Below are 15,074 nucleotides of genomic sequence, written 5' to 3' on the forward strand. Positions count from 1 at the left end.
AGTGGGAGCTTGAGGCGTCCCGGGGTTTTATTTTGCAGCAGAAAGGGGCTAAGGCAGTGATGAGAGCGGATAAATCAGGAAATGTCAGCATACGTGCCAGAGTCGGATTCACAGGATGGGGCTTCATTTTGATAGCCGTGTTGATGATTGCTATCTTTTACTTCTATCCGATGATTCAGGCGCTGATCTTATCCTTCAAGAGCGGAACAGGCTCCCGGTTAAGCTTCACAGGCTGGTCCAACTACGAGAGGCTGTTAACAGATAAGATGTTCTTGACAGCGCTCAAGAATACAATGATTTACCTGTTGATTCAGGTTCCAATCATGATTATTCTGGCTTTATTTATATCCGTGCTGCTTAATGACAGCCAGCTTAGATTCAGGGGGTTCTTCCGGACGGCGATCTTCCTGCCATGTGTTACATCGCTGGTTGCCTATTCCGTCGTGTTCAAGTATTTGTTCGGGAATGAGGGACTTGTGAATGCCATACTGATGAAGCTGTCGATCAGTAGCGCGCCGATTGGCTGGATCACCGATCCGTTTTGGGCCAAGATTACGATTATACTGGCGATTACCTGGAGATGGACGGGATACAATATGATCTTCTATTTATCGGCGCTGCAGAATATCGACCCCTCCATCTATGAAGCAGCCCGGATAGACGGAGCTTCGTCTACGAAGCAATTTTTTCGTATTACGATTCCGATGCTGAAGCCAATTATTCTGTTCACATCGATTACTTCTACGATTGGCACGCTGCAGCTATTTGATGAAGTTGTCAATATTACGAAGGGGGGTCCCGGGAACGCGACACTCTCCATCTCGCAGTACATCTATAATCTGTCGTTCAAATATACGGCGGATTTCGGCTATGCGGCAACCGTATCCTATTCTATCGTCATTATCATTATTGTGCTCTCGATCCTTCAATTTAAGGTGGCAGGTGATCAGAAATGAAGAAGCTAAAGCGTATATCCACGTACACCTTTCTAAGTATTGCTGCGTTTGTATCGATATTTCCTTTTTTGTGGATGGTCGTCAGCGCTACGAATAAATCGGTGGATATCACCAAAGGCAGACTGCTCCCCGGCGGCTATTTACTGGAAAATTTCAAGAAACTGCTGGATACGACAGAGCTAGGGACGGCCTTGTGGAATTCAGCGAAAATATCTGTGCTCCTCACCATTTTGGCGATTCTGATCGCCTCCTTGGCAGGTTACGGGTTTGAGATTTTCCGCAGCAAAGTGAAGGATATCGTGTTCAGCATTTTGCTGCTCTCGATGATGATTCCGTTCGCGGCGTTGATGGTGCCGCTATACCGCATGTTCGCCGGGATCTCAAGTGCCGTGCCGGCGATTGGCATGGACACGATGTCTGCCGTGATACTGCCAACAGTGACGACCGCATTTCTTATTTTCTTCTTCCGCCAGAATTCAAAGATGTTCTCGAAGGATTTAATCGAGGCAGGCCGGATCGACGGACTCGGCGAACTAGGCATATTCTTCAAAATTTATATGCCAACGATGAAGACGACCTTTGCGGCGGCAGGCATTATCACGTTCATGTCGAGCTGGAACAGCTACCTCTGGCCGCTCATTGTTCTGCAATCACCTCAGCAGAGAACGATCCCGCTGCTTATATCAACCCTCGGATCAGGGTATGCTCCGGATTACGGCTTATCCATGCTGGCGATCGTCATCGCGACCTTGCCGACAGCGCTCGTATTTTTCCTCATGCAGAAGCATTTTGTGGCAGGTATGATGGGCTCGGTCAAATAAATACTGTTTTCTTTTCCTCAAACTCGATATGATTGATTTATAGGACCGTACTGGGGGAGAAGGGAACATTCGGTGATGAAGAAGTATATTCCGTTTACATACAAGATGCTTGTTCCATACTTGCTGCTCGTCTTAATTACCGATGTTGTAATCGGTTACATTTCCTATGCGATGCTGATTCAATCGCGGACGGAAATGGCCGAGACGAATGTTCGCACAGGTATGGAGCAAGCCAGGAACAATATCCGGTACCAGATGGACGAGATTCAGCGGATGTCCGATACGTTGTTTGGCAGCCTGTCATTTCAGCGGGCTCTACAGACGAAGGGCGATCCCTATCAAATCTATCTGATCATGCTTGATGACATCGTGCCGCAGATTACCGCGCCGTTGAAGCTGTTCGGGAATAATATCCGATTGATGGTGTATACGATGAACGAAGATATGTATGTGGTTGCAGGGGATGACCAGGCCTCGCCCATTGCCAACAGCGATTATTACATCCTTCCCTACGAGCAGATTATGAATAGTGATTGGTACCGGAATTTCAAAGATTCGGAACGGGACAATATTTGGCTGCAAATAGATACAGATCAACGTTTGGAAAATATATCGCATATCCGCAGACTGGTATCCTACAGCGGCAAAAATACGGTGATCGGCTATGTCCGCATTACGGCATCATTAAACGATTTGTTCGGCAACTTCGATACCTTCCCGGTAGAGGAGGGGATTACCTTGCGCCTGGTCGATTCTGCATCGGGTGAACAGACGCTGTATCAACGCGGGAATGCAGGGCCCGATGCCGATACCGATTCCTATTTAATTTTGCAGGAGAACATACCCGGCACGGATTTCATGATTGAGACATTGGTTCCGGAATCCTATTTAAGCAAGGACACGGCCAAGCTGCAGCGTTCCATCTTTGCCGTCTGTGCGCTCAGCTTCGTCGGGATGGCCTTGATCGGCTCGATGGTGGCGCGAATTTCCGGGCGAAAGATGGCGCGGATCGTCAGACTGCTGCGCTCGTTTCAGGAGGGGCATTTTCAAAGGCGGATTCGTTTTGCGGGCAATGATGAATTTGTGCATATAGCCGATGCCTTTAATGTAATGGCCGATAATATCGAAGAGCTGATTAATAGTGTGTACGTCCAGGGTATGCAGAAGAAGCAGGCGGAGCTTGAAGCGCTGCAGGCGCAGATCAATCCGCATTTTCTGTATAACACTTTATCGACGATCAGCAGCCTGACCAATTTGGGCGAGACCGGTAAGGTGACCGAGATGGTGCAGGGACTCTCACGATTTTACAGATTGACGCTAAATCAAGGCAAAGTATTTACGGCGCTGGAGAATGAGCTGAAACAGGTCGAGACCTATCTCGATATTCAAAGGGTAAAGTATGCGGACGGATTCCGGGTTTATGTCGATGTGGAACCGGATATTTTATCCGTTCAGGTTATCAAACTGATTTTGCAGCCATTCGTGGAAAATATCTTCAAGCATGCCTGGTTCGGAGAGACGATTGCGATCATCCTTAAGGGGAGAAGGATCGGCGAGTGCATCGAGCTGAAGGTGATCGATAACGGGATTGGGATGAGAGAAGATACGGTGCAAAGATTGCTGCTTCAGCCGAGCCAGACCGAGGGGGACGGTTATGGCGTCAAGAACGTAGATGATCGAATTAAGCTCAGGTACGGGGAGGATTACGGAATTCACATCGCCAGCCTATACGGGGCAGGAACTACAGTGCAAATCCTGCTCCCTGTGGATGAGGATAATGTTAGGCATGAAATCATTGAAGAAGCTCAGGCAAATCGGTGAAATAGTATATGTTTTCATTGCTCAGCGCCATGTTCAGGCGAAATGAGGTAAGTTATGCTCAAGTCATCAAGTCCGGAAAGCCGAAAGGAGCATGCAAATGGATATTAACGTCTTGCTGGTCGACGATGAAGCGGTGGATTTAGAGTGGATGCGGCGCCGCGTAACCGGAAATGAAATTCCATATCCAATTCATGTATCGGGAACGGCCAACAGCGGATTTAGCGCACTGAAAATGCTGGAGCAGGAACGGATTGATATTATATTGTCCGATATTCGCATGCCGATCATGTCGGGCATGGAATTTGCCAGACGGGCCAGAGAAATAAATCCCGACGTTAAAATTGTATTCATCAGTGGTCATGAGGATTTCGGATATGCCAAAAAAGCAATCGAGCTAAACGCTTCAGGATATTTGCTTAAGCCGGTCGAGGATCTGGAGCTGTATGCGATGCTGGCCAACCTGTGTGAGAGCGTAGAACGTGAACGTGAGGAGCATCGCTCTATTTCGGCAGCCTGGTCGCTGGTTAACGAGGAGTTGCTGCTCCGCTGGCTTAACGATCCGGCGCCAAGCAAGGTAGGAACGCATATCATGGAGATTTTATCCCCGCTGCTCCGCTTCGGGACAACGGCCGCCCTGATTGAGATTGACGATTTGGAATGGAAGGCCAGCGAAATGGGAGAAGCGGAGAAGCATCATCATATCAATCAGCTGGCCGGGTTCATCCGGTATGATGTAGAGGAGAATATGCTTGGCACGTTCTTTCGCAGTCAACAGACGAAGTTCCTTATTTTGTCGTCCGTACCTGAGCCGGAATTTCCATCATTGTTGGAGAAGCTTATTTCCTCCGTACGGAATTCCTTTCCGTTTACCGTTACAGTGGGGATGGGGAAGTCTGCGCGTGAGGAAGATCAGCTGCGTGAGTCTTATCGTCAGGCGCAAGCCGCGTTAAGCATTAAATGGCTGCTCGGCAAGGACAGGCTGATCTCTTGGGATATCGTGGAATGGGCGCCCGGCGAACACTTCCCCGTTCCTTCGGTAGAGGAAATTCTGGACCGTATGCTGCTGGCTATCATGGACTATGATCTTGTCGCCATCGATGATTGTCTGGGAGAAATTTTTAACGTGCGGATGCCGATCAATCAGAAGAAGGAAGTATATGATCTCATTTTGCGAATGACGACGAAGCTTCATGCCGATCTGCGACAAAGAGGCGAGGATTTATATGAGCTGATGAAATGGGACTCCTATCAGCCGGTCATATTGTTTCAATTCGAGACGGTCCATGACATTACATCCTGGCTGAGAAAAAGATTCTTCGAGTTATCCGAATTGCTGTATGCCAAAAATCAGCGTCAGAAGCGGAAGCTGATCCAGGAGATCATGACTTATGTCGATCATAACATCGAGAAGAAAATCACATTAAAAGAGGTCGCTGCATTTTTCGATTTTACCCCGAATTATTTGGGATATGTATTCAAGGAAGAGACAGGCACAAACTTTAGCGATTATTTAAATGTGCAGAGGACTCGCCGCACTTGTGAACTGCTATCCGATCCTATGCTGAAAATATATGAAATCGCCGAACGCATGGGCTATAAGAACATCATTTATTTCAATCGGCAATTCAAGCAAACGATGAATATGACGCCGGGGGAATATCGCAAAAGAAATAAAATATGAGAGCTGTTAAGGGTCAAAAACCGAATTCGCGCTTTGCAGCCGGCTTCGGTTTTTTTGTCTTGAAGTTTTACCGATTGCAGCCGGCCCTCTAAGGCTATCGTGGAAAAAGTACTATATTTAGTTGCGGCGCTGAATTTCTGAATAGAAGAAGCCATTCTATAATGATGGCAGAGATAAAGAGAAGGGAGCTGGTTAAGGGGATGAAGAAAAGCCGCGGTTTTTGGAGCGATGTGAAAAAGTATAGAACTTTGCTATTGATGCTGCTGCCTGCCGTATTCTTTTTTCTATTATTCGCCTATATACCGATGGCAGGAATCGTCCTTGCCTTCAAGCAGTTCAATTACAGCGGCGGTATATTCGGAAGTCCTTGGAACGGGCTTAGCAATTTCCGCTTTTTCTTCGATTCAGGGGATGCTTGGCGTGTAACGAGAAATACGGCACTGTACAATGTTGCGTTTATCGTAGTTAATAACTCGCTGCAGATTTTCGCCGCCATTCTATTGTTTGAGGTTGCCGGTAAATGGTTCCGCAAGATTACGCAGACCATTATGTTCCTGCCTTATTTCATTTCATGGGTCGTTGTGGGGGCGATTGCCTATAACTTGTTCAATTATGACGTTGGAATGGTCAATGTTCTGTTGAACAAAATCGGGTTTGAATCTGTCGATATCTATAATACAGCTGCGTATTGGCCGATTATATTAGTCTTTGTAGCCGCCTGGAAGACGCTAGGTTACGGGACGATTATGTATTTGGCGGCCATTACTGGCATCGATACGGAGATGTATGAAGCTGCCGAGATCGATGGGGCCAACATTTTTCAGCGAATCCGCAAAATTACGATCCCAAGCTTGATGCCAACAATTATTATTCTGGTCTTATTGGCGATTGGCAACATTTTCCGTGGAGACTTCGGGATGTTCTACAACATGGTTGGCAACAACGGCCTGTTATTCTCGTCGACGGATGTTATCGATACTTTTGTATTCAGAATGCTGATTACCTCGAATGAAATCGGCATGTCTGCCGCTGCCGGATTCTATCAATCCGTTCTCGGATTTGTTACGATCCTGCTCGCGAACTATGCTGTACGCAAATACGACAAAGACCGTGCTTTGTTCTGATTACGGAGGGGAAAGCTTATGAACGAAATAGTACCGGCGTCCGGAGGAACGGGGCGAAAAATCGATACATCATCGCGCAGAACGAAGCCAAAGGATCGTCTGCTCCTGTCCATCATTGGTTATGTGTCATTAGCCATTTTTGCACTGTTTTGCATCATTCCATTTGTACTGGTCATTTCCTCTTCACTTACGGACGAGAGCACAATTACGAGAGAAGGCTATCAACTATTCCCTGCGGTCTTCTCGACAGAGGCCTACCATCTGCTGTTCAAATATCCGGCGGATATGCTTAAGGCCTATGGCGTGACCATTACGGTGACGGTGCTGGGAACGCTGTTCGGATTGTTTTTAACCTCGATGACCTCCTATGCGCTGGCGCGAAAAGATTTCAAGTGGCGCAATGCCTTTTCCTTCTTTTTCTTCTTTACGACGCTTTTTAGCGGCGGGCTCGTTCCCTGGTACCTGCTTATCGTTAATTACCTGCATCTGAAGGATACACTCCTGGTGCTGATCCTGCCGATGCTGATGAACGTGTTCTATATTATCGTGATGAAGTCGTTCATGGGGGGGATCCCGGAGGCGATCATAGAATCGGCGAAAATAGACGGAAGCGGAGACTTCCAAATCTATACCCGTTTTATTCTTCCGCTGTCCAAGCCGGCTCTGGCAACGATCGGCCTGTTTATTGCGCTGGCTTATTGGAATGATTGGTACAATGCGCTCCTGTTCATCTCCAATTCTGATTTGATGCCGCTGCAATACTATCTCTATCGATTGCTCGGCAATATGGACGGGATGAGGAGAGCGATTATGCAGTCGGGGGCAGTTGTGAATTTCGATTTGCCAACCGAGAGCTTGAAAATGGCGATGACGATCGTCGCTACCGGACCGATTTTGCTCGCTTATCCATTTATTCAACGTTATTTTGTGCAAGGTTTGACGATTGGAGCGGTAAAAGGATGACCACAGGATAACCTGGTTATCGATATAAGTGAAGAGGTTGTTATAAAGTCAAAATAATCGGGGGAGGATTTTGTCATGAAACACAAACAGAAGAGATTTATGTTTTTGCTGGCGATGGTATTTGCTCTATCCACTTGGCTGACAGCTTGCGGAGGCGAAGGGGGGAGTGCCTCAAATCAGGAATCAAACAGCAGCAGTGGCAAGAGCGCTTCTGCCAACAACGCCGCCGTGAACCAGACCGATGACAGTCAGCCTGACCTATCCCAGGAGGTGAAGCTGAAGATGCTTATGATCGGCGGGAAGCCGGCCGATTATGATGAGGTTTTTGGCGAACTGAATCAATTGCTGAAGGAGAAGATCAACGCTACCGTGGAAGTCGAATTTCTCGATTGGGCGGACTGGTCACAGAAATATCCGTTGAAGTTTGCCGCTAACGAGAATTTTGATATCGCTTACACGGCGAACTGGGCGTACTACAACGACCAGGCGCGGAAAGGCGGCTTTGTTGAACTGACGGAAGACTTGTTGCAGAAATATGCGCCGCTGACGTGGGAAGCGATGCCGGAGTTTGCCTGGCAACAGGCAGAAGTAGACGGCAAGCTGTACATGGTGCCGAATAACAATAATGAGGTTACAGATAAGGTCGTGCTAATTCGCGAGGATTTGCGCAAGAAGTATCATCTTGAGCCGGTCAACAGCCCGGAAACTTATAGTGCTTACGTGAAGACGATCGCTGCGGGCGAGCAAGGCATCAGCGGTTTTGGAGCCAAGCCGGCGGACGGCTGGAAATGGCATGAATTGGATCAAATTTTGCTGGAACAGCAAAACAATTGGAATTTGATAGATTACAGCATACCGTTTGCCTATAAGCTGGACGATGAGAAAGGCCAGGTTTTTAATGTGTACGATACGCCTGAATTCTCGCAATTGCTCGCTTATTACAAGGATCTTGCTGTGAACAAAGTCTGGTCGAAGAATATCGTCAGCAACAAAAATGACACATGGCAGGATATGAAGGCAGGCAAAACGGCTTCCTATGCACAGAACCTGGGAACCCTTGCTTTCAATTTGGCAGAGATGCGGCGTGATAAGCCGGAATATGAAGTGGCGATTGTGGATCTTACCCCGGATAAGAAGAAGATCGGCGCGATTTCCACGCAGAACGGAATGGCCGTCCATGCCGGCTCGAAAAACGTGGAGCGTTCCTTGATGCTGATTGACCTGCTGCAAAATGACAAAGAGATTCATGATTTGACGATGTACGGTATTGCCGGCAAGCATTACGAGCCGTCGGGCGACGACAAGTATACTCCGGGTCCAAGCTCGGAGAGCTACACAGGGTTCTCCAATTGGGGCTGGAACTCGCTTCTGAACAGAAAGGATGCTTCCTATCCGGTAGAGGCTGACCAAATACTGGAGGGCTGGATGGATAAAGTCTATCATTTTCCGCTGGAAACCTTCGTATTTGACGATACCCATGTTAAGAACGAGGTTGCTAACGTAGGCAATGTGATGCTGCGTTATGCGATTCCACTGGAGTATGGCTTGATCGATGACCTCGACAAGGGGCAGGCCGAATTGATCAAGCAGCTGGAGGCTGCGGGGATCGATACCATTCGGCAGGAGCTGCAAAGTCAAATTGACGCTTTTCTGGCAAATCAATAGCCCGCGTTTCGATTTCATTTACGGGTTTGCTATGACAAGTAGGGGACGCCCGTCCCCTACTTTGTTCCAAATAACGACATGATTGGATTAGAGGAGGAAGCTGGAAATGAACTACAAGCATTCGCCAATCAGCAGCAAGCTGCCGGTCTTCATGTACGGCGCTGATTATAATCCGGATCAGTGGCTGCATGATCCTGGCGTGTTGGATGAAGATATTCGGCTGATGAAGCTGGCCCACTGCAATGTCATGTCCGTGGGGATATTCTCCTGGGTGGCCCTGGAGCCGGAGGAAGGGAAATTTACGTTTGAATGGCTTGACCGCCTCCTGGATCGGTTAGTTGAGAATGGCATATATGTATGGCTTGCTACGCCTAGTGGTGCGCGCCCGGCCTGGATGTCGGAGAAATATCCGGAAGTGCTGCGCGTGGAAGCGAACCGTCGCCGCAATTTGCACGGTCACCGGCATAATCACTGCTATTCTTCCCCGGTATACCGGGAGAAGGTCAGAATCATGAATAGCAAACTTGCCGAGCGGTACACCCATCACCCGGCTGTTATCGGTTGGCATGTATCGAACGAATACGGCGGCGAATGCCACTGCGATTATTGCCAGGAAGCATTTCGGACCTGGCTGAGGAACAAATACGGGACGCTGGACGCGCTGAATTATGCGTGGTGGACCGCCTTCTGGAGCCATACGTATACATCCTGGTTACAGATTGAATCGCCGGCCCCCCATGGAGAGACGATGGTGCATGGTCACCATCTGGATTGGCGCCGCTTCGTATCTCACCAGACCATTGACTTCTATAAGCACGAGATCGCGCCGCTGAAGCAGGCCAATCCAGACTTGCCGTGCACTGCCAATATGATGGATCTATTCTACGGGCTGGATTATCGCGAGTTCGCCGAAGCGGTGGATGTTATTTCCTGGGATGCGTATCCGACCTGGCATGAAGCAGATTCGGAGGCGAGGATCGCTGTCTGGTTCTCGTTCAACCATGACTTATTCCGCACGCTGAAGCATAGGCCGTTCATGCTGATGGAGAGCACGCCAAGTCAGACGAACTGGCAGCCGGTGAGCAAACTGAAGCGTCCCGGAATGCATCGCCTTTCTTCCTTGCAGGCCGTTGCCCATGGCTCAGATACGGTACAATATTTCCAATGGCGGAAAAGCCGGGGCTCCAGCGAGAAATTTCATGGCGCAGTAGTAGATCATGTCGGGCATGAACATACGCGGGTGTTTCAGGATGTTGCCGCTCTAGGCAAGACGCTATCGCAAATGAGCGGGATTATCGGCACTCAGGTTCCAGCCGAAGCCGCGATATGGTTTGATTGGGATAATCGTTGGGCCATACATGATGCGCAAGGGCCGCGCAATAGCGGAATCCATTATGAAGAGACAGTGATGCAGCATTATCACTCCCTCTGGGAGCTGGGCGTTCCTACCGATATCATTGGATCAAAGGATGATCTTGCCAGATATAAGCTGATCGTAGTTCCGATGGCTTATCTGCTGCGGGAAGAGACGGGCAAGCGGATGGAACAGTATGTAGAACGCGGCGGAACGCTGGTGGTCACGTATTGGACAGGAATCGTTGATGAGCATGATCTCTGTTATCTGAATGGCTTCCCGGGACCGCTGCGCAGCACGCTTGGCATTTGGGCGGAAGAAATCGACGGGCTGCACGAGCAGGATCGTAATGCGTTGATAATGTCCTCCGGCAACGTCTTGGGGCTGGAAGGCAAATATGAAATTCACGAGCTATGTGAGATCATTCACGCCGAGGGAGCTGAGGTATTGGCTGCTTACGAGGATGACTTCTATGCCGGAGGCCCGGCATTGACCATAAATCGGCTAGGCGCAGGCCAAGCTTATTATCTTGCGGCCAGAGTCAGCGAGCAGCGATTCTACGACTCGCTGTACAGGAAGCTTGTAGACGAGGCCGGCGTGAAACGGGCAATCGACACCGTCTTGCCGGATGGAGTAACGGCACAGCTTCGTACTGATGGCGAGCAGGATTATGTATTCCTGCTTAATTTCTCCGGCCAAGAGGTAGAGGTTTGTCTGGATGCTGCCGTGTATATGGATATTGAAAGCGGAGAGCCGGCTCCCAGTTCCTTTGTATTGCCTAAGCATGGATCCGTGATACTCAGGCGAGAGCATCATTCATTCTAGTAGAGTTGTGAGGTGAAAGGTACGAAATGAAAAAGTCAGGACTCATGCTTCTGGTATTTCTATTGACATTTTCACACTTAAGTTTCGCGAATGCGCCGAGGTCTGCGGCAGCGGATTTGCCGCTGGCATCTTCGCCAGGCAAGCTGCAGAATCCCGGCTTTGAGAGCGGGGATTTAAGCGGTTGGAAGGTGACACAGACCGTGACGGAGATTACGTATGCGGTCAATTCCTTGTCGCCGCATTCAGGCTCCTATTCCTTTAATTACTGGAGTGATAACGGGCCGACCTGGTTCAAGCTGTCTCAGTCGGTCGACGGTCTGGAAGACGGGATTTACGAGCTGCGGGCCTGGGCGTCCGGAGGTGGAGGAGAGACCAGACTGAAGTTTTATACAGAGACCGCAGATAACGATCCAACGGGGCTAAGTACCGATATCGTCAACACCGGATGGGAGCAATGGGCGCAGTATTGGGTACAGGACATTGAAGTGACTGATGGCAAGGTGACGATTGGCTTTGAGGTGTTTGGGCCTGCTGGGACCTGGGGATATTTTGACGATGTTGAGTTGGTGAAGATCGAGGAGGAAGCGTATGATCCGGCCGAGTTCATCAAAGGCGTTGATATTTCCACGCTGCAAGCCTTGGAAGATCAGGGGGCTGCATTTTACGACAACGGCGCAAAGAAGGACCTGCTCACGATCCTGAAGGATCACGGCGTGAACTATGTCCGCTTGCGGCTGTGGAATGATCCGGCAGAGGCGGACGGCTACAACGATAAGCCGCATACCCTGGCGATGGCTCAGCGGGTTAAAGCGGCCGGGATGAAGCTGTTGCTGGACTTCCATTATTCCGACTTCTGGGCCGATCCGGGCCAGCAGGTGAAGCCGAAGGCATGGAAGGAGCTTGATTTTAGCGGTTTGAAGCAGGCGGTTTATTCATATACGCATGAAGTGTTATCAGAGCTGGCCGCGCTTGATGCCTATCCGGATATGATCCAGATCGGCAATGAAATCAACAGCGGCATACTCCTTCCTGACGGATCGACCAGCAACTTCGATCGATTGGCGGAACTGCTGCAGCAGGGCAGCCAAGCCGTTCGCGACACGGTGCCGCAGGATCACGAAGTGAAAATTATGCTTCATCTCGCCGAAGGGGGAAGCAACGGCAAGTTTCGCAGCTTTTTCGATCAGATTCAGCGGCGGGGTGTCGATTACGATGTCATCGGATTATCCTATTACCCGTATTGGCATGGTACCTTCCAGGATCTGAAGAGCAATATGAATGATCTGATTGTCCGTTATGGCAAGGAAGTCGTCGTGGCTGAGACCGCTTATCCCTATACTTACGAAGATGCCGATGAATATGGCAATATTGCGGGCGAGAATGAAACGAGAATCGCCGGTTTCCCGGCATCCGTTGCAAATCAGAAGCTGGTGACAGAGACGGTCATGAATACGGTCGCCCATGTTGATGGCCATAGAGGCCTCGGCGTCTTCTATTGGGAACCAGCCTGGCTGCCTGGTGTAGGCTGGAAGTCGGGCGAAGGGAACGCCTGGGAGAATCAAGCGATATTCGACTTTGACGGCAATGCTCTGCCATCGCTTGATGCATTTCAATTTATCCCGGGCAGCATTGCTGACAAATTGCCACTCCTTGTGTATCCATCGCAAGCCATCACGATTCCAAAAGGCGGTGTACCATCTTTGCCGACCGCGGCGAGCGTCTTGTTCAATGAAGGCTCGATTCACTCCGTACCGGTGGCATGGGATGAAATGGAGGGTGAACAATGGACTACGCCTGGTAAATTTACGTTGTATGGAACGGTGGAAGGGATATCCCAAAAGGCTTCGATTGAAATCACCGTGCTGGCTCAAGCGAACGAGATCAGAAATCCGGGCTTTGAAGTCGGCGACTTATCGGAATGGACACTTACCGGGACCGGTGATGTTGGTAAGGTCGAGCATAATGCAGCCAATGCGCATTCCGGCAACTATGCATTTAATTATTGGTATGGTGAACCGTATAAATATCAATTAACCCAGGACATTACGGGCCTGGAGAATGGAATTTATACGCTGAAGGCGTGGGCTTCCGGTGGCGGCGGAGATACGGTGCTTAAGCTGTTCGCGAAGCAGGGCGAGGAAGTGCTCAGTACCGATATGGTAAATACCGGATGGAATGTATGGAGGCCCTATCAGGTTGAGAACATCAAGATTATGAACGGACGGATCACGGTGGGCTTTGAGGTGGAGGCACCAGGGGAAGTATGGGGGTATTTGGACGATATGGAGCTCATCCGAACTGCCGATATTCCGGAATTGCCAACGAATCCGGAGCAACCGGGTACCTCAGGCAATCCGGGTACGCCAGCGGAAAGCCCATCCTCGGCGGAATCCGCTGGTTCAGCAAGCAATGATGGTCAGAAGCCGGGCAGTGCGGCCAGCCTCTCCATTACTTCGGATCAGTTGAAGAAGACGGAGGAAGGCTCGTACTTTGTAATGATCCCGACCGATATACATGAAGTAACTTTGTCGTCTGGTATCCTCCGGTTGCTCGGATCAGATCCGCTTGAATTAAAGAATGGAGCTGTTTCATTGCTTATTCCTGCAGAGGTATTGCTCGCATTGCTTGACCTGGATACTGATGCGGCTAATACTGCTGCGATAACGGTACGGATTAATCCGGTCAACCTGACGGATGTTGAAGCCATGATGCAGTCAGCGAATGTCGATACCTCTACAACTATTCACGTTCTGACGTTAGGTTATGATGTGGATTTGATGTTGACGACTTCCGAGGGTGTGGTGAAACGCTTGTTTCAGTTCCCGACCCCGCTTAAGCTCCGTCTCCCGCTTGACCTGGAAACGAATAGACATATTGCGGGAATTTTCAAGGTGGCGAATGGAAGTTATACGTACACCGGCGGTAAATGGTCGGACGAAATGATTGCGGCAAACCTTTATCACCCTGGCACATATATAGCTTTGCAGGTAGCGAAGACATTTGCAGATGTCTCTCCTGACTATTGGGCACAGCAAATCATCGCCGAGCTCGCAGCCAAACAGCTGATCGAAGGCGACGGCAAAGGATCATTTAACCCGACCCGTTCGATCAGTCGCTCGGAATTCACCGCCTTGCTTGTACGCGCTTTGTCGATTAAATACGACGTCACTGCAATCGCAATGCAGCATGGGTCGTGGATGGCTGGAACAGGAACTGAAGCAGGTGTGGTCTCGGGGAGGTTTGCAGATGTTCCGGCCGAGGCCTGGTATGCTGAAGCGATAGAGATCGCTTACCAATATGGAATTGTGAACGGCAAAGGAAACGGGCACTTCGATCCGCAAACCGCGATCACTCGTGAGGAAATGGCAGTGATGCTGATGAAGGCGTATGCTTTATTTGGCGAACTTGTACCTCAGCAAGCCATGATTTATCCATTTGCTGATCGGAATGAGGTTGCCGGTTGGGCGGCTGAATCCGTTGTCTCTGCTGTGTCGCTCGGATTACTCCAGGGCAGAGAGCGGAATCAATTTGCGCCTCGCGCCGATCTGACCCGAGCGGAAGCAGCACGAGTCGTATATCGTTTGCTGCAGTTCTAGTTCCTTTTGCACAATGTCGGATTGTTTAACAAGAATTGCTCCGATTTAGGGCGACTGCCCCTTCTGACGTGAGACCCATCAAAACATCTTCAAGATTTGCTATGTCGTAAGATATAGAGAATCCTGGAGGTGTTTTTGTTTTGGCAACCGGAGTAAGAACAGTATGTATTTTGACTCTATCTCGCAACGGGCACTAGCCCCCCTGTGGTCAGGGGAGTTTTTTGAATGCTGGCTGGCCCAACTTGGGAGATGACCCATTCGTAAAGCG

At 49.5% G+C, this 15,074-nt stretch carries 9 protein-coding genes; all 9 read left to right on the forward strand.

All coding sequences use genetic code 11. The annotated features are described in order from the left end of the window. Nucleotides 1-59 precede the first annotated feature (59 nt). Nucleotides 60-956 (forward strand): carbohydrate ABC transporter permease, encoded by an 897-nt coding sequence (locus tag DMN77_RS13630; protein ID WP_068782490.1) that lies wholly within the window; start codon nucleotides 60-62, stop codon nucleotides 954-956. Further along, nucleotides 953-1,777, forward strand: coding sequence for a carbohydrate ABC transporter permease (locus DMN77_RS13635; protein WP_179015434.1), 825 nt, complete (start codon nucleotides 953-955; stop codon nucleotides 1,775-1,777). Before DMN77_RS13630 ends, DMN77_RS13635 begins: the two co-directional genes overlap by 4 nt. A 75-nt stretch (nucleotides 1,778-1,852) precedes the next feature. After that, a complete protein-coding gene (locus tag DMN77_RS13640; protein WP_179015480.1) occupies nucleotides 1,853-3,598 on the forward strand; it encodes a sensor histidine kinase in 1,746 nt (581 codons plus the stop codon). A 97-nt stretch (nucleotides 3,599-3,695) separates the two neighbouring features. Further along, a complete protein-coding gene (locus DMN77_RS13645; protein ID WP_179015435.1) occupies nucleotides 3,696-5,279 on the forward strand; it encodes a response regulator in 1,584 nt (527 codons plus the stop codon). A 161-nt stretch (nucleotides 5,280-5,440) separates the two neighbouring features. Next, on the forward strand, nucleotides 5,441-6,403 hold the full coding sequence (locus DMN77_RS13650) for an ABC transporter permease (RefSeq protein ID WP_372775899.1): 963 nt from the start codon (nucleotides 5,441-5,443) through the stop codon (nucleotides 6,401-6,403). 18 nt (nucleotides 6,404-6,421) lie between these two features. Beyond that, nucleotides 6,422-7,366, forward strand: coding sequence for a carbohydrate ABC transporter permease (locus tag DMN77_RS13655; protein WP_256872383.1), 945 nt, complete (start codon nucleotides 6,422-6,424; stop codon nucleotides 7,364-7,366). Between the two features lie 75 nt (nucleotides 7,367-7,441). Beyond that, nucleotides 7,442-9,031 (forward strand): ABC transporter substrate-binding protein, encoded by a 1,590-nt coding sequence (locus DMN77_RS13660; protein ID WP_179015436.1) that lies wholly within the window; start codon nucleotides 7,442-7,444, stop codon nucleotides 9,029-9,031. A 106-nt stretch (nucleotides 9,032-9,137) separates the two neighbouring features. Continuing rightward, nucleotides 9,138-11,210 (forward strand): beta-galactosidase, encoded by a 2,073-nt coding sequence (locus DMN77_RS13665; protein ID WP_179015437.1) that lies wholly within the window; start codon nucleotides 9,138-9,140, stop codon nucleotides 11,208-11,210. A 26-nt stretch (nucleotides 11,211-11,236) separates the two neighbouring features. Next, nucleotides 11,237-14,806, forward strand: coding sequence for a glycosyl hydrolase 53 family protein (locus DMN77_RS13670; RefSeq protein WP_179015438.1), 3,570 nt, complete (start codon nucleotides 11,237-11,239; stop codon nucleotides 14,804-14,806). The last annotated feature ends 268 nt before the right edge of the window (nucleotides 14,807-15,074 follow it).

The sequence above is a fragment of the Paenibacillus sp. 79R4 genome, from assembly GCF_013393165.1.
GTDB lineage: Bacteria > Bacillota > Bacilli > Paenibacillales > Paenibacillaceae > Fontibacillus.